Below are 23796 nucleotides of genomic sequence, written 5' to 3' on the forward strand. Positions count from 1 at the left end.
GATCAGTCTGAGGACGGCGCAGCGCGCCTTCGCAGCACCCTCGGCATCCGGCGCCCGTTGAGCCACCTCCCGATCCACGTGCTGCGCACGAGCAGGTCGTAGCTGAGCAGCAGGAGTGCGGAGGTCACCGCCCAGGTGATGGCGAGCTTCACCGGGATGGGCCAGGAGAGGTCCGCGAGCGCGATCCCCAGCACGAGCAGGATCGGCAGGTGCAGCAGGTAGCTCCAGTAGGAGGAGTCGGCCAGGTAGCGCATGACGCGGTTCTCCCGCGTCAGGAAACGCATGCACACGCCGATCAGTCCGAACGCCCAGGCCCAGCCAGCGCCGGCGATCACGGCCGCCTGGACCAGCAGCGGCACCGGCATGACCTCGATGACATATCCGGCCACCGCTAGCAGGACACCGATCGCCAGGTGGATCGGCCAGTACCGCGCGAGCCGAGCCAGCGACCCTGACGCCGCGTGCAGGAACCAACCGGTGGCGAAGGCTCCGAGATAGGCGATCAGTGCGGGCGAGGGCAGGATCGTGAGCGGCTCGTGGATGCCGCCGCCAGCGATTCCCTGCAGCAGCAGGCAGGCGGTGTACGGCACGGCCGCGATCGCGATGCCGGCGGGCGAGGCCAGCACCGAGCCGATCCGCTGGGCGAGCCGGCCGCTGCGTGCGTCGCCGAGCGCACGCCTGGCCACGGCGCGGACGGCGACCGCGATGAGCACGCACTGCATCAGCACCACCAGGAACCACAGCTGACCAGGCGTGAAGAGCAGGAGCAGGGCGGCGATGCCCGAGGCGGGCGGCGGCGTCGGCAAGGGCGGGTCAACACCCCGCAGCTGTGCGCCCGCCTGCGCGATGATGCCCAGCGACAGCACCGCGATCGGCCAGAACACCACAGCAGGCAACGCGATCCGGACCGCCCGGTCGCGTAGGTAGGAGCGGGTGCCGCGGCGCTGAGCGACCATGCGTCCGAAGAAGCCCGCGAGCGCCATGAACACGATCATGCGGAACAGGTGGATCCAGTACGTGGCTGCGAAGGTCGCCTCGCTGGTCTGGGTGTCGTTGACCAGCCACGGTATGCCTGGCATGAAGGGCATGAGCGAGTGCAGCAGGATGCCCAGGCCCAGCGCGGCGGCGCGGAGCGTGTCGAGACCATGCAGCCGGGTGGATCGGCGGGTTGCTGGTGCAGCCGTCGTCGTCATGGCTTCGACGCTAGGAGCGGCGCCGCGCCGGACGCGTCGGGTATCTGGCTGAAGCAGCATCCGTCATTCGGCTGACGGCCGGGTCCACCGCCGGCGCAGGGGCCGGAGTGGCAGACCCTGCAGCCAGGACGTTATGCCAGGCTCGAAGCAGGCCGCCGCGGGCGCTCCACGCCCGTGCCATCGCCTGCAGCACGCGGCTGCCGGCGTCCGTGTCGCGCTAGGGCGCCCGTTGCACCCGCTGCCGGTGGTTGCTGACGTTGTTGCCCTGGATCTGGGTCTGCTGGGTGCCTCGGATCTCGTTGACCTTCTGCTCCCCGCCGGTGATCGGAGCGGCCTGGATGCGGGTCTCGGTCTCGAATGAGTGCGACTTGTCGGTGTTGCGGTAGTAGCGGAACAGGAGCCCGTAGACGGCGATCGCCGCGATCGGGCCGGCGAGCAGGATGCCGGCAGGGCTGCCGTCGCCGGATCCGCCCGCGGCGAGGATCGGCGCACCCGTGGCCAGGAGTTCCGCACCGATGCCCATCAGCTCACCACCAGGATGATGATCGCGAGCACCTCGGCCACGACACCCACCGCCGCGGAGACGGCGAGCAGCCTGCCCTGCGCCACCGGGATGCTGCCCATCGTCTCGCCCGTGCGGCCGTTCACCGCGATGTAGTGCACCATGTTCTTCTCTTTCTGGAAGTACGAGTACAGCCACACCGGGAGATACATGGACACCCATCGGGTGCCGTGCACATCGACCTTCTCGGCCTCCCACCGCACGCCCCGGCCGTAGCGGGACACCGACGGCGCCACCTGGGATCGCGCGATCGAGAGCAGCTGGTGCTCGAGCGCAGGCTGCAGCTGCTCGACGTCCTGGTCGCGCTTCTCGGAGGAGAACCCGTTGAGGTAGTTCGCGTTCCAGCGGACGGCGTTCTTGGTGTCGAACGGCAGGATCGTGTTGATGATGTTGTTCGTGTTGACGGAGGTGTCCATCATGGCGCGCTCCGCCGACGACTCGATCGTGAGGTCGTCCACGGTGAAGTCCACGTGGCGATGGAGCTGGTAGACGTCGGCGTCGTAGTAGGTTCTGCGGTTCTCGTCGGTGCCGCGCGTGTAGCGGCGCGTCTCGACCTCGCCGTGGCCGTACACGTCGCTGCTGACGTTGCCGTCGACGATCATGTACGGCATGTACACGCCGACGACGTTCTGCGGCGTGAACTCCTTGAGGAACTGACGGTTCGCGAAGGTCTTGCGCTTGCTCGCGAACTCCGTGATCCGGGCGACCGCCTCCTCGTGGGAGAGCGCGAAGGGCAGCACGGCGTCGGGGACCGCGCCGTTGGCGATCTGGTTGTTGATCGTCAGCACGTGTCGGCACCAGTGGCAGCGCGAGGACATGGCGGCCGCGGTGTTGACCACGACCTCCGCCCCGCACCCTTGGCACTTCAGGGTGACGACGGCGTTGACGTCGGCAGCGATGTCCGCCGCGCCCGAGCCGATCGTGGTGCCCCGCAGCTCGGTGAGATTCCCGTCGTCGAAGAGCTGACCCTCAGCCTGCTGCTCGCTCCACTCGTGGCGGCAGAACAGGCAGATGAGCATGCCGGTCGAGGCACGGAGCTGGATGTCGGTGGAGCCGCAGCGCGGGCAGCGGTTGACGCCGTCGCCCAGATCCGCGTTCTGGGTGTTGACGACCTCGGGCTGGTCCTGCGGCTGCGACGGCGGTGGGGGAGTCGACATCGGTGCAGGCCGCCCTACAGGCCGAGGGCCTTGGCCTTCGCGGCGTTGTAGTCGTCCTCGGTGATCAGGCCGGCGTCCAGCATCTCCTTGAACTTGGCGAGCTTGGCCATCGGGTCCTCGGCATCCTGCACGGGCGCTTGCGGTGCCTGACCGTACGGCTGCTGGGCGGGGACCTGCTGGGGCTGCCCGGCCCCGCCACCACCGACGCCGGGAACCGGCTGCTGCAGCCCTCCGATTCCTGTCGTGCCGGCTGCCAGCCCCATGCCGACCAGGCCGGCGCCGCCACCCTGCTCACCGGCGGACTCGAAGCCCGCGGCCACCGAGGCCTGCAGGTTGGAGTTGCCGCGGGCGCCGGAGAGGGCGTCGGCGCGCTGGACGTTGCGCAGCAGCTCGCGGGTGGTCTCGTCGTACTCGATGGAGATGATCGCGGTGCTGACGATGGTCAGGCCGCGCCCGGTGCTCCAGCCGTAGTTCTGCTCGACGGCGGCCGAGAGGCTCTGCGCGAACCCGACCGAGTCCTGCTGGATCTTGGTGATCCGGTTGCCCTTGCTCGGATCGTTCGTGTACATCGAGAACGCGGGGGCGAGCGAGCCGACCACCTCGTTGAAGAGCTGGGAGGCGGCGTCGTTGTCGATGTCGGTGAAGTCGAACACCTGGCCGGGCTCGAGGTACTTGGCGGGCAGGTAGTTCTTGACGAACAGGATCGGGTCGCTGATCTTGAGCGTGTAGGTGCCGCGGGTGATCGCACCGACCTGGGCGTTCATGTAGGCGTCGTCCCAGTAGATCTCCGACTGGGTGCCGAAGCGGTTGTTGGGCAGCTCCTTGAGCGTCACGAAGTAGGCGCGCTGCTGGGTGCTGGGCCGGCCGCCGAACTTGAAGCGCTCGAAGGAGGTGGTGATCAGCGGGCTGACGATGCCGTTGCCGGCGAAGATCGACTGCGAGTCCTGCGCCTCGGAGTTCCACTCGTAACCACCGGGCTCGGCTGCGAAACCGGTGATCGCGCCGTCCTGCATGAGGATGAGGCCGTAGCCCTCGGGGACCAGGATCTTGCTGCCGTTGGTGATGACGCCGTCGGAGCCGCGTGTGTTCGAGCCACGGCCGGCGTTGGTGCCCCGCGGCACGGCGGCGAAGACCGCCGCGGTGGGGCTCAGGCCCTGCGGGACCGTGTAGAAGTCCTTCCACTGGTCGGCGAGCGTGCCGCCGATGGCTCCGGTGATCGCCTGAATGAGTCCCACAGTCTTGCCCCTTGCTCTAGCCGATGTGTGCTGGGCTGAGCCCAGGGTGTGCGGACGCGCAGCGATCCGCGTCGATCGGCTCGAGTATAGGGATCTGCGAGGGTTTCGGCACGGGTCGTGGTGGGCAGGTGTGCCTGGATCCGATTGGCCGGACGCGGGCATCGCCGGAGTCGTCAGTCGACTTCTTCCGTGGGGAGCGGGGCGCCTGCGGCTCGGTAGGGGGCGTCCAGCGCCACACCAGCGCCGACCTACCTACTTAGGTAAGGCTATCCTCAGCTCGTGGGGAGAAAGAAGAACACTCCAACCGATCGCCAGTTCACCATGGCGCACGTACGTCACGTCGAACGCCTCAGTCCGAGCTTCGTGCGGCTGACGCTTGGTGGGTTGGACCAGCTGGCACCGCGCGGGCATGACCACTGGTGCCGGCTCTTCTTCGCGCGCGAGGGACAGGACGCATTCCAGCTGCCGACGCGTACTGGCGAGGTCGGTTGGTACCTCCAGTACCTCGCCACGCCCAGAGCGCGACGCCCGTGGGTCCGCGCGTACACCTGTCGCAACGTGCGTCCCGACACGGGAGAGGTGGACATCGACTCCGTGATCCACGAGGACGTGGCAGGGCGACTGGGACCGGCGGCTCAGTTCGCGCTGGCGGCCAGCCCTGGTGATCGCCTCGGATTCCTCGACCAAGGCATCGGATTCACACCGGACCATCCGCACGACTGGACCCTGCTCGTTGGTGACGAGACAGCGCTGCCCGCTGTGGCCGGAGTCATCGCCTCGCTCCCTGAGGATGCCCGCGGGATCGCGATCATCGAGGTACCCACTGCCGGTGACAGACAGGAGTTCCGGGTGCCGCCCGAGATGGAGGTGCGGTGGATCCACCGGGACGAGTCCGCGGGCGGCGACCAGCCGGGACAGCTCGCGCTGGAAGCCGTGAAGGCGACCGTTCCCCTGGGCGGCGAGGTCCACGCCCATCTCATCGGCGAGTCCGGTTTGGCCACGGGTGCCCGCCGTCACCTCGTGCAGGAGTGGGGCGTACCCAAGCGCAACGTCGACTTCGTTGGCTACTGGCGGCACGGTCGACCCGCGACGACCTGACCGAGCGGCGCCCTCCGAAGCGGCGCGGCTCCGCAGGGTTGCCTGCAGCACATCTCCTACCGCAGCCCCTAGGCGGCGGCGGCGTGCGACGTCAGCTCGCGAGCGGGACGTCGATCGTCGCCTGGATCGATCGAGCCAAGATACGCGCGGGGAGTCGGGTTGCATGGACCTGCTTGGGCGGGAGGACGAGGGATTGTCGCCCCAGTCGCTCTGACCTGCGTGATTGCGTAGCGGTCGCAGACCCGTATGCGTGTTCCTTCACCGAAGGTGGCCGTGCTTGGGTCCCACCTAGTGGTCGAGGGACGCGGCTCGCCTCATTGACTACCCAGCGGCGTGAGTCAGTCAACGCTCGCTTGAGTCCGTCGCGCGCCGTGGGTGGGAATGGGCTGCCTCGGCGACGAAGTGCCTGGATGGCGTGGCCTCGGACTTCCAGGTCGTCGACAAGAGAGGCCAGCAGCGACTCGGCTCTCTTGACGGCTCTGGTGTGTACGGAGACCACTGCGAGACTGCGACCATTCAAGGCGAGCTGATTGAACTGGTAGGAGCCTCGAGGGCCGCATCCGGAATCCGGTCCTTGCTTCCGATGTCGTTGGGGACCTCGCGCCGAGTGCCGCTCACGTCCGTTCCTCCTCGACCGAGGTGTGTACGTTTGTGCATGTCGGCGGCACGCTCTGGGCATCCCCCGCAGGCGGGGCCGTCCATGGTCTCGTGAGAGCGCGGACTCGCAGCTGTTCATCCCCACTCTGCCCCACGCCCACCCGTGGGCGTCCCTCGACGGGAACCCAGACTCGCAAGGAGAGACCCCATGGACCTGCAGGACCAGAGGGCCCACATTCTCACCGGCGCCATGTATGACGACCTCACCCCGGAGCTCGTCCAGGCGCGTGAGGACACCATCTTGGCGACCAACGCCTACAACGCCACCTTCGGTCGTCCGCAGCAAGAGCGTCAGGAGGTCTTGGCGCGCATCCTGGGGACGGTAGGGGAGGGTGCTCACTTCGAGCCGACCTTCCGGTGCGAGTTCGGCTACAACATCCACCTCGGACGCAACTTCTTCGCCAACTTCGACTGCGTGCTGCTCGACGGCTCGACGATCACCATCGGCGACAACGTGCTGTTCGGTCCCCGCGTCGGCATCTTCACCTCCAACCACGCCGCAGACCCGCGCGAGCGTGCGGCCGGCGCCTGCTACGCCAAGCCGGTCACCATCGGCGACGACGTCTGGATGGGGGGAGGCGTGACCGTCAACCCGGGCGTCACCATCGGTGCTGGGTCGATCATCGGCTCGGGCAGCGTCGTCACGAAGGACATCCCGGCCGGCGTCGTCGCCGCAGGCAATCCCGCCCGCGTCATCCGTGCCATCACCGAGGCCGACATCACCGGCTTCGTCAAGAGCTGACCAGCCCGACAGACCTTCGAGGAGCTTCGATGCCACACCACCCAAGGACGACGACGTGACCACGACAGCCCACACCTCCGCCGACCCCGATGCGCCGTCGGCACCTACCGGCCGCCGCATCGGCGTGATGCTTCCGCGCGATCTGCCGTCCCACGAAGTCCTTGACTTCGCGCGGCAGGCTGACTCGCTCGGCTTCGACGAACTGTGGGTCCTCGAGGACCTCGGCTTCCGCGGCGGTGTGGCACAGGCGGCCGCAGTGCTGGCCGTCACGTCACGCATCACCGTCGGCATCGGAATCGCGCCCGCCGCGGCGCGTCACGCAGCCTTCGCGGCGATGGAGATCGCCACGCTCGGGCAGCTCTTCCCCGGTCGCATCGTTGCCGGGCTCGGCCACGGGATGCCGGCGTGGATGCGCAGCCTTGGCCTGTGGCCCGCGAGCCCGCTGACCCTCCTCGAGGAAACGGCCACAGCGGTCCGATCGGTACTCCGCGGGGAGGCCGTGCCTCAGGGCCGGTACGTCACGCTCGAGCATCAAGAGTTCACCGAGCTACCCGACGTCGTTCCTCCCGTCCTTCTGGGAGTTCGCGGACCGCGGTCGCTGGGGCTCTCGGGTCGGATCGCTGACGGCACACTGCTGGCCGAGCCGGCTCCACCGACCTACATTCGAGCGGCGCTCAGCCACATCGCGGCCACCGGTCCACACCACCAGCTCATCACCTACGACGTTGCGGCAGTCAGCAGCGACAGCGGACAGGCCCTCGAGGCGGTCCGCCCTGGACTGGCCTACATCGGCGAGCCCGATTGGGCACCCCACCTTGTCGACCTCGACTTCGCAGACGACCTCGCGGCGTTGCGTGCTCAATGCGAATCACCCCAAGAGTTCGCGCGCAAACTGCCGCTCACCTGGGTCGACGCTCTCAGCCTCGCCGGGACGCCGGAAGGAATTCGGGCAAAGATCGCCGCGCGCCACGACGCCGGCGCCACCAGCGTCGTGCTCACGCCGGTAGGCGAGGACCGCCGCTCCCAGCTGGAGCAACTCGCCCAGGTCCAGTAGCGCTGATCCGTCCGATGCGCACCCTCGGTCGACACTGTGGCACCCACCAGGTTGCCCGCAGAGACGCTAGGTCGTGCGGGGTTGCGCTGACGCGACCCCCGGCCGAGGTTGCCCGGGAGAGGGCGCGAGCGGTGTGGGGCGCCCACGTGCCTACTCCTGAGGAGTCATCAGCGTGGATTCCGAATAGAACACGACGCCGAGATACTCGCCGTCCCCACCCTCCACGACAAGGTGCGGCATATACCGAGTGCCGGTGAGATTGATCGGAAGGCGGCGATCGCCTCGCTCAGCGGAGTACACAGTGACTCGTGCTCTCCTCTCGAGGACTCTCGCGGAGGATGGGGGATAGTCACCTCAATGGCTCTGACCTGCGGTGATACTGACGCTCGTCGAGCTGTGACAGTGGTGTGACAGTAGAACCGTGTGCTGTCACAACCCGTTGTGTCCGGTCCTGAAACACGGAGAGCGGTCGCTGACTCCCTGGCCGCCCACGACCGAGCCGAGCACGAGCGTGGTCAGCGCGATGCCGGTCTCCTCGCCGATGTGCTCACTCCTCTATCGCTGCGAGGACGTTCACGGCGCTCATGCCCGCGGGCCAGCCGGCGTAGAACGCGAGGTGGGTGGCAACCTCGGCGAGCTCGTCGCGGCTGACGCCGTTCTGCATCGCCCTGCCCATGTGGCTCTTCAGCTGCGCGTCGCGGCCCAGCGCGATCAGGGCAGCGACGGTGATCAGGCCGCGCTCGCGCGGCGAGAGCTCCGAGCGCTCCCAGACGTCAGCGAAGAGGACATCGTCGGTGAGGTCGGCGAGCTTCGGGGCGTGCTCTCGGATGAGGTCGGGCGCGACGCGGGGACTGGTGCCGGTCATGGTGGGCTCCTTCGTATCGGCACGGGGACTGGCGCGACCACGCTAGGCCGCGGTCACGCTGGGAGGGAGGAACTGGCAGTACGCCGTAGACCGGCATCGACGCGCCTAGCCTCGAAGAAGACAACACGAGAAGGAGACGCAGCATGGAGAAGCGCACGCTCGGAGCCGGCGGTCTGGAAGCCGCAGCTATCGGATTCGGATGCATGGGGCTCAGCCACGGATACGGGATGAAGGTCGAGGACGAGCACGGCATCGAGGTGATCCGCCGCGCGGTCGACCTCGGCGTGACGTTCTTCGACACCGCCCAGGTCTACGGACCCTTCCTGAACGAGGAGCTGGTCGGCAAGGCCCTCGCACCCGTCCGCGACCAGGTCGCCATCGCCACGAAGTTCGGCTTCGACTTCGAGGGCACCCGAGAGTCCGGCCTGAACAGCACGCCGGCATACATCCGACAGACCGTGGACGCCTCCTTGCAGCGGCTCGGCGTGGAGAAGATCGACCTGCTCTACCAGCACCGCGTCGACCCCGACGTGCCGATCGAGGACGTCGCTGGGACCGTCAAGGAGCTGATCGAGGCCGGGAAGGTCGGCCACTTCGGCCTGTCCGAGGCCGGCGTGGCCACGATCCGCCGCGCCCACGCCGTGCAACCAGTCGCCGCGCTGCAGAGTGAGTACTCGCTGTGGTGGCGCGAACCGGAGGCGGAGATCCTGCCGACCCTGAAGGAGCTCGGTATCGGCCTGGTCCCCTTCAGCCCGTTGGGCAAGGGACTGCTCACCGGCGCCGTCGACAGCTCGACCTCCTTCGCCGAGGGCGATGTCCGCGCCTCCCTGCCGCGCTACAGCGAGCAGAGCCGCGCCGCCGGGGCACAGCTCGTCGACCTAGCCACCTCCATCGCCGAGCGCAAGGACGTCACGCCTGCACAGGTCGCCCTGGCCTGGTTGCTCGCCCAGCAGCCGTGGATCGTGCCGATCCCCGGGACGACGAAGATCCACCGCCTGGAGGAGAACGTCGGCGCAGCTGCCGTCGAGCTGAACGGCGACGAGTTGGAGCAGCTGACCGAGCAGTCCGCCCTGATCGACACGACGGCTCCGCGCTACCCGGAGAAGATGCAGAAGTGGATCGACCGCTGACCACCTGAACGTGAAGCGCCCCGCCTGCCGTGTGGCACGCGGGGCGCTTCACTGACCCCACCGTCGGGGCTGCGCAGGCGACTGCTCAGGCCTCGGGGATGTCGCGGTGGAAGTTCTCGAGGGTGATGATGTCGGGGTCGGGACCGCTGCGCACACCCGTGTCCAGGGCATCGATCCGGGTCAGCTCGTCGCCGGTCAGCTCGAAGTCGAACACGTCGAAGTTCGCGGCAATCCGCTCGGGATTGACCGACTTCGGGATCGCCGAGCGTCCCTGCTGCAGGTGCCAGCGGAGCATGACCTGCGCCGCCGTCTTGCCGTGCGCGGTGGCGATGTCGCCGAGCACCGGATCGTCGAACGTGGAGCGGGTGGAGTCGCCGCGGTAGCTGGTGATGCCTCCCATGGGCGACCACGCCTGGGTGAGGATGCCGTGCTGGGCATCGGCCTTCTGCACCTCGGGCTGGGAGAAGTACGGGTGGACCTCGACCTGGTTGACGGCCGGGACGACCTCGGTCTCGGCGAGCAGGCGTTCCAGCACGTCGGGCATGAAGTTGCTGACGCCGATGGCGCGGACCTTCCCTTCCGCGAGCAGCTTCTCCAGCGCCTTGTACGCGCCGATCGTCTTCTCGAAATCTGCAGTCAGCGGCTGGTGCAGCAAGAGCAGGTCGATCTGGTCGACGCCGAGCTTGCCCGCGGACTTGTCGAAGGAGTGCAGCGCCTCGTCGTAGCCGTAGTCGGAGATCCAGAGCTTGGTCTCGACGAAAACCTCCGACCGGTCCACGCCCGATGCGCGGATGCCTTCCCCGACCTCGCGCTCGTTGAAGTACGAGGCGGCGGTGTCGATGAGGCGGTATCCGACGCGCAGCGCTTCGGCGACGGAGGAGACTGTCTCCTCGGGCGGCGTCTGGAAGACGCCGAAGCCCAGGTCGGGCATCTCGACGCCATTGTTCAGGATGATGGTCATGCTCTCTCCTCGTGTTCTGCGGTCTGGGGGCTGGCGGCGAGGCTGCCCAGCAGCGTCAGCCGGTCCTCGCTCGGGGTCCCGGGCTCGGCGGTGTAGCCGAACATGAACCATTCGGGGTTGGCCGGGAAGTCCATCGCCTCGTACACCAGCTCGAGGTCGCCGACCTCGGGGTGGCAGATGCGCTTGACGCCGGCGCGGTGGTGGCGCACGTCGTGCGCGGCCCACCGCACTCGGAAGTCGTCGCTACGGGTGACCAGCTCGCCGATCAGGTCTGTCAGGCGCTTGTCCCGGGGGTTCTGTCCGGCGTAGGTGCGCAGCGAGGCGACGATGCTGGCGGCGCTCTCCTCCCAGTCCGGGAAGAAGATCCGGGCAGCAGGGCTGAAGAAGACGAAGCGAGCCGTGTTGCCCCGGCTCGCCGGGTCCTGCAGCAGCGGCGCGTACAGCGCGCGGCCCATCGCGTTGCCGGCCACGAAGTCCATCCGCCGGTCTCGCACCCACACCGGCATCGCGACGGCGTCGATGAACCGCTGAAGGCTCGGCCGGAACGGCTGCTCGGCCTTCTTTCGGCGGCGGGCGGGCTGCGGGCGGGCGTCCTCTGCCAGGGCGTGCAGGTGATCAGTCTCCGCCTCGTCCAGGCGCAGCGTCCTCGCGAGGCTGTTGAGGACCTCGGGCGAGACGCCACGCAGGTCGCCGCGCTCCATCCGCGCGTAGTACTCGACGCTGACGCCGGCCAGCATGGCGACCTCCTCGCGGCGCAGGCCCGGCACCCGCCGACGGCTGCCGGGAAGGATGCCCGCCTGCTCCGGCGTGATCCGGTCCCGCCTGGTGCGCAGGAAGTCGCCGACCTCGTCCCTCTGGTTCATGCCCTCCACGCTACGGATCGCCGCCGCGCCGCGGGAGGAACTGCCAGGGCACGGATAAGCGCGTCCTCCCAGAGGTAGCGAAGGCGGGGTGCACTGGGAGTGTGATCGAGATAAGCCGAAGAACTCTGGTGGGCACGACGGGACTGGCCGCGGTGGCGGCTCTGGTCGGCTGCGCGCCGCAGGACGCGCCCACCAGCCAGACGCAGCCGCCGGAACGGACAAGCCCCGACATGACCCCTGATGCACAGCCTTCGGCTCCTGCGACCACGTTGATCGTCTACTTCTCCCGGTCGGGCGAGAACTACTGGGAGGGAGGACGCCGCGACCTCGAGGTCGGCAACACGAAGCGGCTCGCGCAGGCGATCACCGAGCGAATTGACTGCGACGAGTTTGAGATCCTCGCCGCCGATCCGTACCCGGAGGCCTACGACCCGACCGTGGAGCGCAATCAGCGCGAGCAGAACGCGGACGCGCGGCCCGCGATCGCGAATGAGCTCCCGGACACAGGTGGCTACGACACGGTGCTGCTGGGCAGCCCTGTCTGGAACGTCCGCGCACCGATGATCATGTCCACCTTCGTTGAGAGCGTCGACCTCGCAGGCAAGCGAATCCTGCCGTTCGTCACCTACGCCGTCTCCGGCATGAGCGGCATCGACCGGGAATACCGCGACTCCCTTCCCGGCAGCGACGTGGCGGACGGCCTCGCCGTCCGCGGAGAAGACGTCGACGATGCAGGAGCCGACGTCGACGCCTGGCTCCGCGAAAGCGGGCTGACATAGAGCCGTCGAATGGAAGGTGGAACTACCAGTGCCTTCCTCGGCACGCGCTGCACTGGTGCCATTGAGGCGAGCCGATCGAACCCCAGCGAGAGAGACCTGAACATGACCAGCGAACAGAGCACCGGCCGAGTCGCGGTCGTCACCGGAGCATCCAGCGGGATCGGTGCGGCCACCGCCCGAGCCCTCGCCGCCGACGGCTACCGTGTCGCACTCCTTGCCCGCCGAATCGACCGCATCGACGCCCTGGCCGCCGAGCTGGGCAACGGGGCCATCGCGATCCAGGCCGACGTCACCGACCGAGACTCCCTCCTGGCAGCAGCGCGACGCGTCCGGGACGAGCTCGGCGGAGCCGACGTCCTGGTCAACAACGCCGGCATCATGCTTCTCGGCCCGTTCTCCTCCGCGCAACACCAGGATTACCGCGCCATGGTCGAGGCGAACCTCCTCGGCGCGATCACCGCCACCGAGGTCTTCCTTGAGCAGCTCACGGACGGCGGCGGCGACCTGATCAATATCTCCTCGGTCGCCGGCCGCACCGCCCGCGCCGGCAACGGCGTCTACGCCGCGACCAAGTGGGCCATCAACGGATGGTCCGAGTCGCTGCGCCAGGAACTGCTGCCCGGCGTCCGCGTCACCCTCATCGAGCCCGGGGTCGTCGACACCGAGCTGCCCCTCCACATCACCCACGAGCAGACCCGCCGGGCCGTACAGAAGAGCTACGACGCGGCAACTGTCAAGCCCGAGGAGATTGCCGAGGTCATCGCCTTCGTGCTGTCCCGGCCGCGGCACCTCGCCATCCACGAAGTCCTGCTCCGTCCCGCCGACCAGCTCGGCTGAGCATCGATTCGTACGGCCTCACCTCGACAGCGGGCGCCCGCGGACGACACGCGATGTGCGTCGCAGAGATCTACGACTTGGCGAGATGCTTCGGTCCAGACCTCTCTTCGAGGTTGTCCTCACGCGAGGTCATCGAGGTACTGGATGCGGGCCTTCATGGCGTGGATGATCAGCTCGTAGCCGTCGTCGTATATCAACGTCACGAGTTCGAGGAGCCGTCCTGCAGGATCGGCTCCGATCATGAGCCAGCGTCTGGGGTCATCCTCGTCATCGAGGGGGCGCGACTGCAGGACGTGCGACGAGGCATACAGGACGGCGGCATCGTCGAGCCGATCGCGACGGAAATGCGAGCGAGCCGATCGGTGCAGTTCAGGCAACGTGCGTCCAGGCACGCACGGCGGCCCGGATCGCATCCGACCGCGTAGCGATGCCCTCGGCCTCTGCACGGGCGGTCAGAGCCGCGACGGTCGCCGCGTCGAGCCGCACTGGGACGACCATTCCAGGGCCCTCGCCCACCGGCGGGCGACCCCGACGCGGTTTCGGGAGGTCGGCAAGCGCGTAGCCGGTCTCGGCCTCGTCGGCCCATGCCTGGATCTGATCATCAGTGACGGGCTTGCCGCGTATGAGGTGTTCACTCATCCCATTAGCGTATACGAAAACCTGAGTGGCGTAGGGCAGCAGGGATCGCATCCACGATCGGTCACGTCGAGCGCGGCGCCGCAGGGGCAGAGCGTTGCGTGGACAGCGGGCGTGGTGCGCGACCCACTGAGTGTCGAGCGAGCCAAGGCGGCGTTCGACACTTTCGCTGACCCAGCCGAGATCGACCGCGTCTTCGACGCCTGGCGGAGTGCGATGACCGGGTGAAGCCGGTTCTCTCGTCGTCATCCGTGTCGGAGAAGCCTGCGGATGTCGGGTGAGCGCGCGGACACGCCGCCGAGTTGAGGCGCCCTCGCGGACGTCCGCTCCGTACTGTCGAGTGCATGCGCAGGGATCGCAGGGCAACATTCGTGATGGCAATCGCGCTTCTGGGGAGTGTTGCGGCTTGCACGGACCCGTCGCCGTCGCGGGAACCGCAGATCACGCCGTGCGAGATTGCGGATCCCGGCCGCAGCGACTTCCTCCCGCCCGACGTGACGGGAGAGATTCAGCACACCGATGGGTCTGGCGGGTTGCTCTTCGATTCGCTCGAGTCCGCGCTGTGTGACGGGTTCGAGAGGGTAGTTGTCGAGTTCGACAGGGTCGTGCCCGACAGTGGTGCCCCGGGGCGGCTAGGACTCGCGGCGGAGTGGGTCGACGAGGTAATCCTTGACGGCAGCGGAGCCGTCCAACCCATCGGGGGATCGGAGATCCTCCAGCTGAGCGTCCTCGGTGCGACATGGCAGCCCGGTACTGGCAGTAGCCATAGCGTTTCCGGTCCGCACGACCTCGTCGCGGAGGCCAGGTTCAACGATGTGGCTTTGGCCGCTATATGGCGGGGTTCTGTCGATGCTCAGTGGCGGGCATGTTGGATGGGGGATCAGCCGACGTTGAAGATACCTGCCGGTTCCAAGGCGGTGTGGTCGGTGGCGGTTCACTCTTCCAACGCTGGCCGGCCGTCGTTCGTGGGCGTCTGTGGACGAGCGAGTCCTGGCGGGTGACTCGGCCGGGTGTCGATGTCACTGGGTTCTAGCGTGAGTTGCTTGCGGTGGTGGTCGAAGTGCTGGGTGCCGTAGTGATACACGTCCGTGACGCTCATGGTCTCGGTGAAGTAGGGGTCCCAGCCCCTCGGGAAATGCATGCGCAGCGCCAGGCTCGTGTCAGTTTCCCGGTCCAACCGCTGGTGCAACGCGGTGATGGTGCGGTCCATTTGGGCCAACAGCCGCCGGTCTCGGAAGAGGAGGCCACCACCGCACCCACCGAGGTAGTTCACGACGTGGAACGGCCGAGTTCCCGCGTTCAACACCATGGCGAACACGCGGCTGACCGGGTCGGGCAACCGGCCTAGGGTGCGCACCAGTGGGAGCAGGGTGCGGACGACGAAATAGCCCAGCAGCATGTGGAACAACATCTGCCGGTTGGTCCACCGGGTTCCGTCGGTGCGCCGCCGCAGGGCCGGCGGTGAAGCATCCCGCACCAAACGGTGGAGGGTCGCCCGGGCTCGTTCTAACTCTTCGTGCACCGATTGCCGGCTGACCTGTCCCTCCATCATCGGTCTCCTCCGTCGCACTCGACCTCAAGAAGGCCAGCATGCCGCGGCGCGACCCTGGCACGCCAGGCAGGCAGAGAGTCCGACGGTGTGGCGCACCGACAGGTCAGGCGGCGCAGCAGGAGAGTCTGGTGACGTCGGTGGTGAAGGACTGGGCGGTGAGCTTGAGGCCTTCGGCCATGGTCAGGTACGGGCTCCAGAGGTTGGCTACCTGGTCAACCGTCATGCCGGCCTCAAGGATGTAGACACCCGCGGCGGCGAGGTCTCCGGCGTCTTGGGCGACAGCGGTGATTCCGACGATGGCGCCCGTGTCGACGTCGGCAACGATCTTGATGAGCCCGCGGGTGTCCCTGTTCACGATGGCCCGCGGCACGTGTTCCAGCGGCAGGACGCGGCACAGGCATCGAATGCCTGCCTCTCGGGCCTGCCGGTCGGTCATCCCGACGGCGGCGAGGGCAGGGCTGGTGAAGATAACGCGGGGCAGGTGACGATAGTCGACCTCCCGGTGCGCGCCAGTGAAGGCGTTGTCGACGGCGGTGGCGCCGTGGGCGGCGGCGACGTAGACGAAGTCCCGGTGCCCCGTGACGTCGCCTGCGGCCGAGATGCGCGGGTTGGATGTGCGCAATTGTTTGTCCACGATGACTTCGCCTAGGTCGCCCGTCTTCACCCCCACCGCGACAAGCCCGAGTCCGTCGGTGACGGCTCGCCGGCCGGTGGCGACGAGCAGTTTGGCGGCCCGCAACTCCTGCGTGGTGCCAGCGACCGCGGCGGTGACCACGATTTCGCTTTTGGCCTCGTCGCGGCGGACAGTGCTCGGCGTTGCCTGGCAGATCACGCGAATGCCTTCGTCGGCGAAGACCTCCAGGAGGGCCTGGGAGGCCTCAGGCTCCTCGTCTGAGGCCAGACGGGAGCGGACCACCATCGTGACGCGGGAGCCAAGACGGGCGAAGAGCTGCGCCTGCTCGAGGGCCACGTAGCCGCCGCCGATGATCAGCAGTGAGTCGGGTACGTGGTCGAGTTCCATGGCTGTAGTGGACGTGAGGTAGCCGGTGTCCTCGAGTCCCTCGATGGGCGGCGCCCACGGAGCGGAGCCGGTGGCGATGAGGTAATGCTCGGCATCGACGGCCGTCGCAGAGCCGTCGGGAGCCGTGATCTGCAGAACGGGGCGGCTGAAGGTTCCGCTAAAACTCGCCGAGCCGCGGCGTAGGTCCCACCCGTACTCGGCGGCGAGGTCGAGGTACTTCTCGGCCCGCAGGGATCCGACTAGGTCGTCCTTGCCCGCTATCAGGGCAGGCATGTCCAGCGGGCCCGCCGTGGCGGTGATGCCGGGGAACCGGGCCGCGTCGAGGGGGACGCGTCGAGCTTCGGCGGCCGCGAGCAAAGCCTTGGACGGTATACATCCGGTGTTCACGCAGGTGCCGCCTACGGTGCTGCGCTCGACCATCACCACTCGCTTACCCAAAGTCGTGGCGCGTATCGCCGCGGCGAACGCGCCACCGCCCGACCCGATCACCGCCAAGTCGTACCCCGCGTCCGTGCCCGTCATGCACTTCTTCCTTCGCCGTCGTCGGGAATAGCATGAACGTTCCAGTGCGCTGGAAGGTCAAGGGAGCAGGAAAGGATTGAGGGGCATGCGAATCGGTGAGGTGGCCCTCGCGGCCGGGACGACGACGAAGACCCTACGGTTCTACGAGGACGCTGGGCTGCTACCGCAGGCGGAGCGCACCCCAGCCGGATACAGGGACTACGACGTCGGAGTGCTCGACCGGCTGGACTTCATCCGCCGCGGCCAAGCTGCCGGCCTGACCCTCGCCCAGATCCGCCAGGTGCTCCAGATCCGGGACGGAGGCCAAGCACCGTGCCAACACGTGACCAATCTGCTCGCCAGCCGGCTCGAGGACCTCGACCAGCAGATTGCCCAACTCCAGCAACTGCGCACGACCGTCGCCGACCTGCGCGACGACGCCGCGGCAGCCGACCCAGCAACCTGCTCGCCCGGAGCCGTTTGCCGTTACCTCTGATCCACATACTTCGCACCCCGATCCGGCTAGAGGTGGCACCATCTCTGAGATGGATGATGGCAAGACGTTGCGGTGCTCCTGTTGCGGACGGTTCCGAACGCGCAAATCCCTTCACGCCCTCGGCAGCGAGCCCGCCTACATCTGCAGGCGCTGCGGACTCTGGGTCGCACTGCGGCTCCATACCGACTCCTGAGAGGGCGCGCCAACTACTCCGGTGTCTGTGACAGGACCCTGCCTCCGCTCCGGCGGGATCAGGTGGTGAACTGGGGGTCGGGGGCAACGCCGAGCTCGTTCAGGAGCGTCAGCACCCGCCCGCGGATCTCATCGCGGATCGGCGCACCGATTCGATGCCTTGCCCGGCGGGGTCCTCGAGCACCTCGAAAGGGGACTCGACGTCGCTTCGATTACGTTGTAGCTGATCGTGAAGGCCACGATCAGTCGGACTCGGCGGTGCAAAGTGGCTCGCCGAGCCTCGGAGCGCGTGGCGCTCATCGGGTCGGCTCCTCGCAGCAGCCGGGCAGCGAGGAACTGTTAGAGACCGAAGGCTCCGCCACTGACCAGAATGACGATGCCGAGGCCGATCAGGACGACAGGGAACAGGACGTGTTCCCAGCGTTCGAGGACTTCGGCGATCGGTCGGCGGGTGGCGATGAACTTGGCCAGCATCACGAGCACCGCGATGAGCAGGAGGAAGACGACACAGTAGGCGACCACGGCCGCAGGTCCGACATTGAGGAAGACCGGGACGTAGACGCCGATGTTGTCTCCTCCGTTGGCGAAAGTGACCGCGGCGACAGTCCAGACACCGACGTTCTTACCCTCAACCTTGGCGTCATCGTCATCGTCATCGTCATCGTCGTCGTCCCCACGCCACGCCCGCCATGCGGCCCACAGTCCTAGGGCCAGGGGTATGAGCCCGAAGTACGGGATGGCTTCCTCGGGAAGGAATGCCCCCGCGCCCAGTGAAACGAGCACGGCGGCGCCCAGGATGCCGGCGAATCCTACGTACTGGCCTGCGGCGATCCGGGCCGTCGTTCCACGTTGCCCCGCGCCGCGGGCGAAGAATAGCGAGAGCACGATGATGTCATCGATGTTGGTCGCAATGAACAGGCCGATCGCCGGCAGGACCGAGGACAGGATCATGCGTCAGTCCCGGCCTCGGTGCATCCGGTGCATCCGGGGACCGGGCAGGCAGAATCGATGCAGGGAGCGTTCTCGTTCAGTGCGAGGGTGACATCGACCAGTGCGTTGAGCGCTCGGGCTAAGTGTGGGTCGGCGATCTCGTAGCGCGTTTGGCGGCCCTCGGGCTCGGCGACCACGATGCCGCAGTCGCGCAAGCACGCCAGGTGGTTTGACACGTTCGAGCGCGTCAGCCCGAGGTGCCGTGCCAGCTCAGCCGGATAGGCGGGCCCTTCGAGCAGAGTCATGAGGAGCCGCGATCGCGTTGGGTCGGCCAAGGCCCGGCCCAACCGGTTCATCACATCCAAACGCGTAGCAATGGTCAGCATACGGTGAACTATACAGTGTCGACTGAACCGACAGCCTGTGCCGGAAACGATCGTTATCGGAACGACGGCCCCGCCTGGCTGATCCGTCGTAGGCGGGTCCGAACTCCTAGGCTGCTGACATGGCGACTATGTCCCCGGCCGCCGCGCGCGCCCTCTGGCTGGCTCTTCTGGACAACGCTGCACGGATCGTCGTTGAGGCGGACGCACTGTTCCCCTCGCCACGAGCCCAGTCGCTCGTCGTCCTCGCCCTGGAAGAAGTCGGCAAAGCGGTCTGGGTCCGCGAGGCCTTCGCGACCGCTTGGTACGGCACCGACGAGACGGACCGCGAGGTCTCTGAACTGCACTCACTGTGGCGTGCACACAGCGCGAAGCTGATGGCGGTCACTGAGTACGGCACCGCGATGATGGAGGTGCCAGGCGGCACCGAGCCTGTGGAAATCGAACTGGTGAGAGCCCATGCCCCCGAGTTCCTGATCACCTATCTGAAGCAGACCGCTAGAGCCGACAACAAGGCGAAGCAGCAGGGCTTCTACGTCGACCTAGAGGTAGATGGGTCCTTCACGGTGCCCCACGAGATTGACAGGCCGCTACTGAGGAACGAAATCTGGAGCGTGGCCGATGTGATCAAGTGGTCCCTCGAAGATGACCAAATGATGTGCAGCATCGCTGGCAAGCCAAGGCCCTCGACGAGCGACTGGATCGCCAAGAAGGTTGAGTCCCTCTTGGTGCACGATCCCGACGAGTGGACCGAGGCTCGCGACTAAGACGGGGGTCTGGGCGGTGACGGTGGTCCCGATGGATCGCGCGGCCACCCTCAGCCCATGCGGGCCAGCATCGATCGTTTCGGAAGCGACGTGGTCGCTCTACGCTGAGGCCAAGAAGTGTGGTGCTCGCTCGCTACCTCTGGGATGCGAGCAGGGAGACAGGTTGGGTTCGAGCCCCATCACCACGGCGTGGATGACGACCTATTCGATCTGGGCACCAGCAACACACTCGACCTGACCAGCCGCGACTATGCGCTGGCTTGGCCGAGGGCGGCATTCGTCGCGGAGGCGACGGCCCTCAGCCGGTCCCCGCGAGGGTATTTGTCGGGCGACGTGACACCCGTCGAGCTGCTGCTAGAGGAGGCCTTCGTTGGTAGCACTCCACTCCACGTGAAGTCCAGGAAAGCCGCCACGATGCGGGAGCTGCTGCGGCGGGCCGACGAGTTGCGTGAGGAAGGAGCAGCTCCGGCCTATTACATGCAGCGTCTGGGCCCAGCTGCGCCGGTCGATCAGGGTCCGGACTGGTCCGGGGCGAAGCGACGGATAGCCGCTCTCGTGATCGATTTCGAGGAGCGCGGCTACTTCGACCACGCCTGGGGACGGGACTGCGTAGATGCCCCTCGGGACTACGACAGGCCCGCTGACTTGATCGAGGATCGGCTGGGGATACGCGCAGACCCCCTCGACGCCGCCGAATGGTTGACCCATAGCGACGCCCTCTTCCTGTCGATCGTCGAAGTCCTTCACGACCTGATCGCACGCCCGCGCGTCGTCGAGAGCGTTCACCTCTACGCGGGGTGCGGCAGGCACTTCGGTCAATACATCACTGCAACCGGACAGGCCATCTATCGGCACCGAGTCGACGAGGTGCTAGCACGAACGCGCCTTGGTCTTCGCTTCGCCGCTTCCGGAGAGGACGTAGGCAGGCTCGTGCGATCGACCGACGATCCACGGGAGGAACTGCTCGGCAAGCTGGCCGTGGCGCCCAAAGAGGGGACCGTCGACGAGGTGAGTCACGCGATCGCGACGTTCCGAAATCGTGGCGCGACGCGTACCCATAAGCGCTCGGCCGTCACCATGCTGGCGCGGGTACTGGAAGATCAGCGCGCCCTGGTCAAGGAGCACCTGCTGTCGAAGGACGAGGGTGCGCTCTTCCAGATCGCCAACCAATTCGACATTCGACACAAGAACGCGGATCAGCGCTCCGACTACGACGACGCCTACCTCGACTGGCTCTTCTGGTGGTACCTCGCAACAGTCGACCTGATGACCCATCTAAGTGATCGCGACATCGCCCCGTGACCAAGGCGGACCAGCCGGAAACGGTCACGATGAGCGAGGCGTCTAGACAGCCCGGCCGATAGCCACACGGTGCTCGACCTGCACGGACTGGCACCGACCGGCGTTCGGGTGACGGCACCGGCCCACACCCAGACCTGGCCCGTGCGGCCGGTCTCGTCGACGTACTCCACCGACGCGGGGACGGGCGTGTAGGCGGTCGCCCGGCCGTCGAGCCAGCTGCACCCACCCGAGTCCAGCGCGTGGGACCCATACTCGCACCGGGATCGGGGTATCAAGCCGGGTGTTCGGGAGCCCATGCGCAGCCAGAGGTAGCGTGAGAGCGTCCTCACGCATGGGCACCCGGTCGGGGTGTCTAACCTCTCCTGTCACCGGCCCATTCGAAGATGAGTACGAGGACTGTGGGAGGGTCGACACCGGCGTCTGTCCGGGCATAGTGGGACGATCAAGAACGTGAGCACCTTGGTCCGTCTACGTGGGATCGCCGGCACTCCGATCGACGACGCCGGCAACGGCGAGCGGACCGAGCTGCTGGGCAGCGGCGAGGACTACAGCGCCGTTTACGGCGACGTCGAGCGCCAGGTGCCGCAGGGGTGGCTCCTGCTCCACGTCGCCCGCCAGCAGGGCGCGGAAGTGCCCTGAGCCGCTACCCGGGGCATGCTGCGATCGGCGCAAGCGCAAGCGCAAGCGCAAGCGCAAGCGCAGGCCAGCTGGCCTGTCACCCTGCACCAGCCCGAGCTGGTCCGGCGTGCCGTCTCCTGAACTGATCCGCTCGGAGCGGCGCTCTGGGCTGTTGCACCGCAGGCTCCTACAGAAGCTGTCGCGCGTGTCGCAGTCGGGATGGATATCCAGGGTTGAAGGCAACATGCGGGGCTGCGCGACGGGGTGAGCGGTGAGCCGCACCGAAAGAACGTGCAGCGGTGGGGCTGCGTGGTGCGAGAGGGGACGTGCTCAAGCTTGGACGCGTGCTGACCGGTGTTGACCGCGACTCCATCGAGATGCGCTGGGTCTCGCCGATGAGCGGCCTGCTCCCCGATCAGGAGCGCCCCCGAAGTGTTGGCCGCGAGGGCCTAACGCGTCGCTCGAGCATGCTGTTCGGGCCGTGTGCGAGGTCATGGTCAACGTGATCATCTCGACGCGGCCGCTGTCAGCACGAGGTTCATACGCGCAGTGCGGCTGCACGTGGCTGTTGGCGCGAACGTCCCCACCATCAGCCGGGCTCACCAGTAATGCGGCTGCTCCTCGCCGGGCGATGCAGGAACCGCATCGAGGTGGGCGGCTTCCAGAATCTCGTTGATCGCGGCGCGGTCGGCTCCGATGCCGGCCCAGTGTGGGTCGACGTCAGCCGTGACGCACCAGGCGCGATCTGCGGGCCACACGAAGGCTGGCCGCCCCGGCATTGTCACGTGGGGGTACCCGGGCCAGGTCTTGGCAGCGAACAGGTTTGCCGCGTGGCCGCGCAGCAGGAAGCAGTCACGGTTAGGTACACGCACTATCGGTGCCTTCAGTACCGGCGGAGGGAACATCTCCGCACCCCAGCCGTCCCAGTAGGCGACGTACCAATCGTTGGGCGTCGTTGTGTGAGGAGTCAGCAGGGCCAGGGCGTCATGCAGCGGGGTTCGCTCCGACGGGTGATCGCCGTCGAGCTCGACGTCGTTCTCGGACTGGCCGGCGTATACCGGGTCAGGGATGAAACGCAGTCGCGCATACGCAGGGAAGCCCGCTGGCCCGAGCGTGACCAACTGCGCCCACGGCAGATCGCTGTTGGTGAGCCAATCGGCCGCAGACAAGTCGGTGCAGGGGGTCGGCGTCACGCAGCCCATACTGCCGCCTCAGGGAGTCAGAGGGCCGAGTTCGGCACGCGCGGAGCTGTCGGGGGTCTCGACCACTTCGCCCACGCCAAAGAGCGTGAGCTGGCGTGTCTAGCGTTCGGCCCGTGCCGATCGTGGCTGCTGCGTAGCACTCCGCGGCGTCAGGCTGCAGATGTGAGGGCAACTCAGAGGGAACAGGGCGTGGGGCGGGGATCCCGAGGGGCCGTTCTAGAGTTGCTCGTAGCGAGCTGGCCAGCCTGGCGGTAAGGGAGCCCTCCGGTTCGGCAACGAAGAAGGCCAGGAAGTAGACCCGGGTGCTCCGCCGCTCGCGCACACGCAGCATCTGACGCCATCGCCGATCTCCGTGATCGACAGTATTGCTCCGACGTCGGAGCAATACTGCACATGGCGCTCGTGCCCATCGCTGACGCCGCAGGTCACCTGGAGTGAGCCCGCGGCGGTTGCGGAGCATGTTCGCGAGCGGTCAGCTTCGCGGAGAGCGGATCGGTGGTACTCACGTCGATAGCCGGTCGTGATCGTCGAACGAGAGAACAGGCCTGCCAGCGCGGCGTTGCGACCTCGCGCATCACGCGGAACCCGACGTTCCTGAGCGCACAGCAGCAAGCCAAGGGCTGCGTCGGGCATCTCCGCATCGGAATGTGTCGGAGCCTCGCTAAGCGCTCGCGTTCGTGCAAGTGGCGAGCCCGACTGCTGGCGGGTCGATGACTATCCCCTCCCCAACAGGCTTGGGACCTTCGACGATCTTGAAGGCCCGGCCGGGGAGCAGTGGCGAGTAGTCGACGCGCGGGTGGTACAGCAGACCCAGACGGCACTCGGCCGGAGTCTCGGCTGTGAGTTCCATGCCTGCCTCCGCACAGAACACGACGCCGAGATACTCGCCGTTCCCGCCCTCCGCAACTAGGTGCGGCATGTACTGAGAGTCGGTAAGGGGGATCGGAAGGCGGCGTCCGCCTCGATCAGCGGAGTACATAGTGACTCGTGCTCGCATCACTGGAATCGTCGCGTTCGGAAGCTCGGCCGGCATGCCAACCAGTCTCCACGAGAGCCGTGCCAC

General features: G+C 67.3%; 26 protein-coding genes. 11 read left to right on the plus strand and 15 right to left on the minus strand.

The window, feature by feature from the left end; all coding sequences use genetic code 11:
• Positions 1-2: 2 nt before the first annotated feature.
• The 4 genes from GPA03_RS07960 to GPA03_RS07975 all read right to left on the minus strand — a co-directional run bounded on the left by GPA03_RS07960 (position 3) and on the right by GPA03_RS07975 (position 4147).
• Positions 3-1193 carry an acyltransferase family protein gene (locus tag GPA03_RS07960; protein WP_156251480.1) on the minus strand — a complete coding sequence of 397 codons (1191 nt, stop codon included), beginning with the start codon at positions 1191-1193 and terminating at the stop codon, positions 3-5.
• A gap of 217 nt (positions 1194-1410) precedes the next feature.
• The gene (locus tag GPA03_RS07965) at positions 1411-1716 is read right to left on the minus strand and encodes a hypothetical protein (protein ID WP_206673486.1); all 306 of its coding nucleotides are present in this window, start codon (positions 1714-1716) and stop codon (positions 1411-1413) included.
• The gene (locus tag GPA03_RS07970; RefSeq protein WP_156251481.1) at positions 1716-2912 is read right to left on the minus strand and encodes a TFIIB-type zinc ribbon-containing protein; all 1197 of its coding nucleotides are present in this window, start codon (positions 2910-2912) and stop codon (positions 1716-1718) included. Before GPA03_RS07970 ends, GPA03_RS07965 begins: the two co-directional genes overlap by 1 nt.
• Positions 2913-2926: 14 nt before the next feature.
• On the minus strand, positions 2927-4147 hold the full coding sequence (locus GPA03_RS07975; RefSeq protein WP_156251482.1) for an SHOCT domain-containing protein: 1221 nt from the start codon (positions 4145-4147) through the stop codon (positions 2927-2929).
• 321 nt (positions 4148-4468) lie between these two features.
• On the opposite strand from GPA03_RS07975, the gene GPA03_RS07980 reads away from it, so the two are divergent.
• The 3 genes from GPA03_RS07980 (at position 4469) to GPA03_RS07990 (ending at position 7698) form a co-directional block, all read left to right on the plus strand.
• Positions 4469-5245: a siderophore-interacting protein gene (locus GPA03_RS07980; protein WP_156251969.1), complete on the plus strand. Its 777-nt coding sequence runs from the start codon at positions 4469-4471 to the stop codon at positions 5243-5245.
• Between the two features lie 805 nt (positions 5246-6050).
• On the plus strand, positions 6051-6644 hold the full coding sequence (locus tag GPA03_RS07985; protein ID WP_156251483.1) for a sugar O-acetyltransferase: 594 nt from the start codon (positions 6051-6053) through the stop codon (positions 6642-6644).
• Between the two features lie 55 nt (positions 6645-6699).
• Positions 6700-7698, plus strand: a complete 999-nt coding sequence (locus GPA03_RS07990) for an LLM class flavin-dependent oxidoreductase (RefSeq protein ID WP_241681160.1) — start codon at positions 6700-6702, stop codon at positions 7696-7698.
• Positions 7699-8245: 547 nt separating this feature from the next.
• Here GPA03_RS07990 and GPA03_RS07995 read toward each other — a convergent pair.
• The gene (locus GPA03_RS07995) at positions 8246-8563 is read right to left on the minus strand and encodes a carboxymuconolactone decarboxylase family protein (protein ID WP_156251484.1); all 318 of its coding nucleotides are present in this window, start codon (positions 8561-8563) and stop codon (positions 8246-8248) included.
• A 143-nt stretch (positions 8564-8706) separates the two neighbouring features.
• Between GPA03_RS07995 and GPA03_RS08000 the strand changes: the two genes are divergently transcribed.
• Positions 8707-9693, plus strand: coding sequence for an aldo/keto reductase (locus GPA03_RS08000; protein ID WP_156251485.1), 987 nt, complete (start codon positions 8707-8709; stop codon positions 9691-9693).
• A gap of 85 nt (positions 9694-9778) precedes the next feature.
• On the opposite strand, the gene GPA03_RS08005 is transcribed toward GPA03_RS08000, so the two are convergent.
• Positions 9779-10654: an aldo/keto reductase gene (locus tag GPA03_RS08005; protein WP_156251486.1), complete on the minus strand. Its 876-nt coding sequence runs from the start codon at positions 10652-10654 to the stop codon at positions 9779-9781.
• Positions 10651-11517 carry a helix-turn-helix domain-containing protein gene (locus tag GPA03_RS08010; RefSeq protein WP_156251487.1) on the minus strand — a complete coding sequence of 289 codons (867 nt, stop codon included), beginning with the start codon at positions 11515-11517 and terminating at the stop codon, positions 10651-10653. Before GPA03_RS08010 ends, GPA03_RS08005 begins: the two co-directional genes overlap by 4 nt.
• A gap of 101 nt (positions 11518-11618) precedes the next feature.
• Between GPA03_RS08010 and GPA03_RS08015 the strand changes: the two genes are divergently transcribed.
• Positions 11619-12296 carry a flavodoxin gene (locus GPA03_RS08015; protein ID WP_241681161.1) on the plus strand — a complete coding sequence of 226 codons (678 nt, stop codon included), beginning with the start codon at positions 11619-11621 and terminating at the stop codon, positions 12294-12296.
• Between the two features lie 102 nt (positions 12297-12398).
• Positions 12399-13133, plus strand: a complete 735-nt coding sequence (locus GPA03_RS08020) for an SDR family oxidoreductase (RefSeq protein WP_156251488.1) — start codon at positions 12399-12401, stop codon at positions 13131-13133.
• Positions 13134-13252: 119 nt separating this feature from the next.
• Here the strand turns inward: GPA03_RS08020 and GPA03_RS22520 are convergent, their stop codons facing one another.
• Together GPA03_RS22520 and GPA03_RS08030 are read right to left on the minus strand one after the other, a co-directional pair.
• Entirely contained in the window at positions 13253-13510 is a 258-nt protein-coding gene (locus GPA03_RS22520) for a toxin (protein ID WP_206673487.1), read from the minus strand.
• Positions 13503-13772 carry a ribbon-helix-helix domain-containing protein gene (locus tag GPA03_RS08030; RefSeq protein WP_156251489.1) on the minus strand — a complete coding sequence of 90 codons (270 nt, stop codon included), beginning with the start codon at positions 13770-13772 and terminating at the stop codon, positions 13503-13505. Before GPA03_RS08030 ends, GPA03_RS22520 begins: the two co-directional genes overlap by 8 nt.
• Before the next feature lie 371 nt (positions 13773-14143).
• On the opposite strand from GPA03_RS08030, the gene GPA03_RS23140 reads away from it, so the two are divergent.
• On the plus strand, positions 14144-14770 hold the full coding sequence (locus tag GPA03_RS23140) for an AMIN-like domain-containing (lipo)protein (protein ID WP_421958413.1): 627 nt from the start codon (positions 14144-14146) through the stop codon (positions 14768-14770).
• On the opposite strand, the gene GPA03_RS08035 is transcribed toward GPA03_RS23140, so the two are convergent.
• Together GPA03_RS08035 and merA are read right to left on the minus strand one after the other, a co-directional pair.
• Positions 14704-15318, minus strand: a complete 615-nt coding sequence (locus GPA03_RS08035; protein ID WP_156251490.1) for a DinB family protein — start codon at positions 15316-15318, stop codon at positions 14704-14706. The genes GPA03_RS23140 and GPA03_RS08035 overlap by 67 nt on opposite strands.
• Positions 15319-15424: 106 nt before the next feature.
• On the minus strand, positions 15425-16864 hold the full coding sequence (gene merA / locus GPA03_RS08040; RefSeq protein ID WP_156251491.1) for a mercury(II) reductase: 1440 nt from the start codon (positions 16862-16864) through the stop codon (positions 15425-15427).
• An 85-nt stretch (positions 16865-16949) separates the two neighbouring features.
• On the opposite strand from merA, the gene GPA03_RS08045 reads away from it, so the two are divergent.
• Positions 16950-17339, plus strand: a complete 390-nt coding sequence (locus tag GPA03_RS08045) for a heavy metal-responsive transcriptional regulator (protein WP_156251492.1) — start codon at positions 16950-16952, stop codon at positions 17337-17339.
• Positions 17340-17870: 531 nt separating this feature from the next.
• Here GPA03_RS08045 and GPA03_RS08050 read toward each other — a convergent pair.
• Both GPA03_RS08050 and cmtR read right to left on the minus strand, forming a co-directional pair.
• Positions 17871-18482, minus strand: coding sequence for a cadmium resistance transporter (locus GPA03_RS08050; protein ID WP_156251493.1), 612 nt, complete (start codon positions 18480-18482; stop codon positions 17871-17873).
• On the minus strand, positions 18479-18847 hold the full coding sequence (cmtR, locus tag GPA03_RS08055; RefSeq protein ID WP_156251494.1) for a Cd(II)/Pb(II)-sensing metalloregulatory transcriptional regulator CmtR: 369 nt from the start codon (positions 18845-18847) through the stop codon (positions 18479-18481). The genes GPA03_RS08050 and cmtR overlap by 4 nt, the downstream gene beginning before the upstream one ends.
• A gap of 119 nt (positions 18848-18966) precedes the next feature.
• Here cmtR and GPA03_RS08060 point away from each other — a divergent pair, with 119 nt between their 5' ends.
• From GPA03_RS08060 to GPA03_RS08070, 3 genes are all read left to right on the plus strand, one after another.
• Positions 18967-19611, plus strand: a complete 645-nt coding sequence (locus GPA03_RS08060; protein ID WP_156251495.1) for an AbiV family abortive infection protein — start codon at positions 18967-18969, stop codon at positions 19609-19611.
• Positions 19612-19800: 189 nt separating this feature from the next.
• A complete protein-coding gene (locus GPA03_RS08065) occupies positions 19801-20913 on the plus strand; it encodes a hypothetical protein (RefSeq protein WP_156251496.1) in 1113 nt (370 codons plus the stop codon).
• A gap of 450 nt (positions 20914-21363) precedes the next feature.
• Positions 21364-21552 (plus strand): hypothetical protein, encoded by a 189-nt coding sequence (locus GPA03_RS08070; RefSeq protein ID WP_156251497.1) that lies wholly within the window; start codon positions 21364-21366, stop codon positions 21550-21552.
• A gap of 578 nt (positions 21553-22130) precedes the next feature.
• Here GPA03_RS08070 and GPA03_RS08075 read toward each other — a convergent pair.
• Together GPA03_RS08075 and GPA03_RS08080 are read right to left on the minus strand one after the other, a co-directional pair.
• Positions 22131-22724 carry a hypothetical protein gene (locus GPA03_RS08075; RefSeq protein WP_156251498.1) on the minus strand — a complete coding sequence of 198 codons (594 nt, stop codon included), beginning with the start codon at positions 22722-22724 and terminating at the stop codon, positions 22131-22133.
• Between the two features lie 670 nt (positions 22725-23394).
• Complete coding sequence (locus GPA03_RS08080; protein ID WP_162458302.1) at positions 23395-23766, minus strand: hypothetical protein; 372 nt, start codon at positions 23764-23766, stop codon at positions 23395-23397.
• Between the last annotated feature and the right edge of the window lie 30 nt (positions 23767-23796).

The sequence above is a fragment of the Pseudactinotalea terrae genome (assembly GCF_009733845.1).
Lineage (GTDB): Bacteria > Actinomycetota > Actinomycetes > Actinomycetales > Beutenbergiaceae > Pseudactinotalea > Pseudactinotalea terrae.

Coding starts and splice junctions, on each gene's coding strand:
- cmtR (WP_156251494.1), bottom strand. CDS start 18,847: ATGCTGACCATTGCTACGCGTTTGGATGTGATGAACCGGTTGGGCCGG.
- GPA03_RS08080 (WP_162458302.1), bottom strand. CDS start 23,766: ATGCCGGCCGAGCTTCCGAACGCGACGATTCCAGTGATGCGAGCACGA.
- GPA03_RS07985 (WP_156251483.1), top strand. CDS start 6,051: ATGGACCTGCAGGACCAGAGGGCCCACATTCTCACCGGCGCCATGTAT.
- GPA03_RS08050 (WP_156251493.1), bottom strand. CDS start 18,482: ATGATCCTGTCCTCGGTCCTGCCGGCGATCGGCCTGTTCATTGCGACC.
- GPA03_RS08035 (WP_156251490.1), bottom strand. CDS start 15,318: ATGGAGGGACAGGTCAGCCGGCAATCGGTGCACGAAGAGTTAGAACGA.
- GPA03_RS07965 (WP_206673486.1), bottom strand. CDS start 1,716: ATGGGCATCGGTGCGGAACTCCTGGCCACGGGTGCGCCGATCCTCGCC.
- GPA03_RS08000 (WP_156251485.1), top strand. CDS start 8,707: ATGGAGAAGCGCACGCTCGGAGCCGGCGGTCTGGAAGCCGCAGCTATC.
- merA (WP_156251491.1), bottom strand. CDS start 16,864: ATGACGGGCACGGACGCGGGGTACGACTTGGCGGTGATCGGGTCGGGC.
- GPA03_RS08010 (WP_156251487.1), bottom strand. CDS start 11,517: ATGAACCAGAGGGACGAGGTCGGCGACTTCCTGCGCACCAGGCGGGAC.
- GPA03_RS07970 (WP_156251481.1), bottom strand. CDS start 2,912: ATGTCGACTCCCCCACCGCCGTCGCAGCCGCAGGACCAGCCCGAGGTC.
- GPA03_RS08030 (WP_156251489.1), bottom strand. CDS start 13,772: ATGAGTGAACACCTCATACGCGGCAAGCCCGTCACTGATGATCAGATC.
- GPA03_RS08045 (WP_156251492.1), top strand. CDS start 16,950: ATGCGAATCGGTGAGGTGGCCCTCGCGGCCGGGACGACGACGAAGACC.
- GPA03_RS08020 (WP_156251488.1), top strand. CDS start 12,399: ATGACCAGCGAACAGAGCACCGGCCGAGTCGCGGTCGTCACCGGAGCA.
- GPA03_RS08005 (WP_156251486.1), bottom strand. CDS start 10,654: ATGACCATCATCCTGAACAATGGCGTCGAGATGCCCGACCTGGGCTTC.
- GPA03_RS07960 (WP_156251480.1), bottom strand. CDS start 1,193: ATGACGACGACGGCTGCACCAGCAACCCGCCGATCCACCCGGCTGCAT.
- GPA03_RS23140 (WP_421958413.1), top strand. CDS start 14,144: ATGGCAATCGCGCTTCTGGGGAGTGTTGCGGCTTGCACGGACCCGTCG.
- GPA03_RS07995 (WP_156251484.1), bottom strand. CDS start 8,563: ATGACCGGCACCAGTCCCCGCGTCGCGCCCGACCTCATCCGAGAGCAC.
- GPA03_RS07980 (WP_156251969.1), top strand. CDS start 4,469: ATGGCGCACGTACGTCACGTCGAACGCCTCAGTCCGAGCTTCGTGCGG.
- GPA03_RS08060 (WP_156251495.1), top strand. CDS start 18,967: ATGGCGACTATGTCCCCGGCCGCCGCGCGCGCCCTCTGGCTGGCTCTT.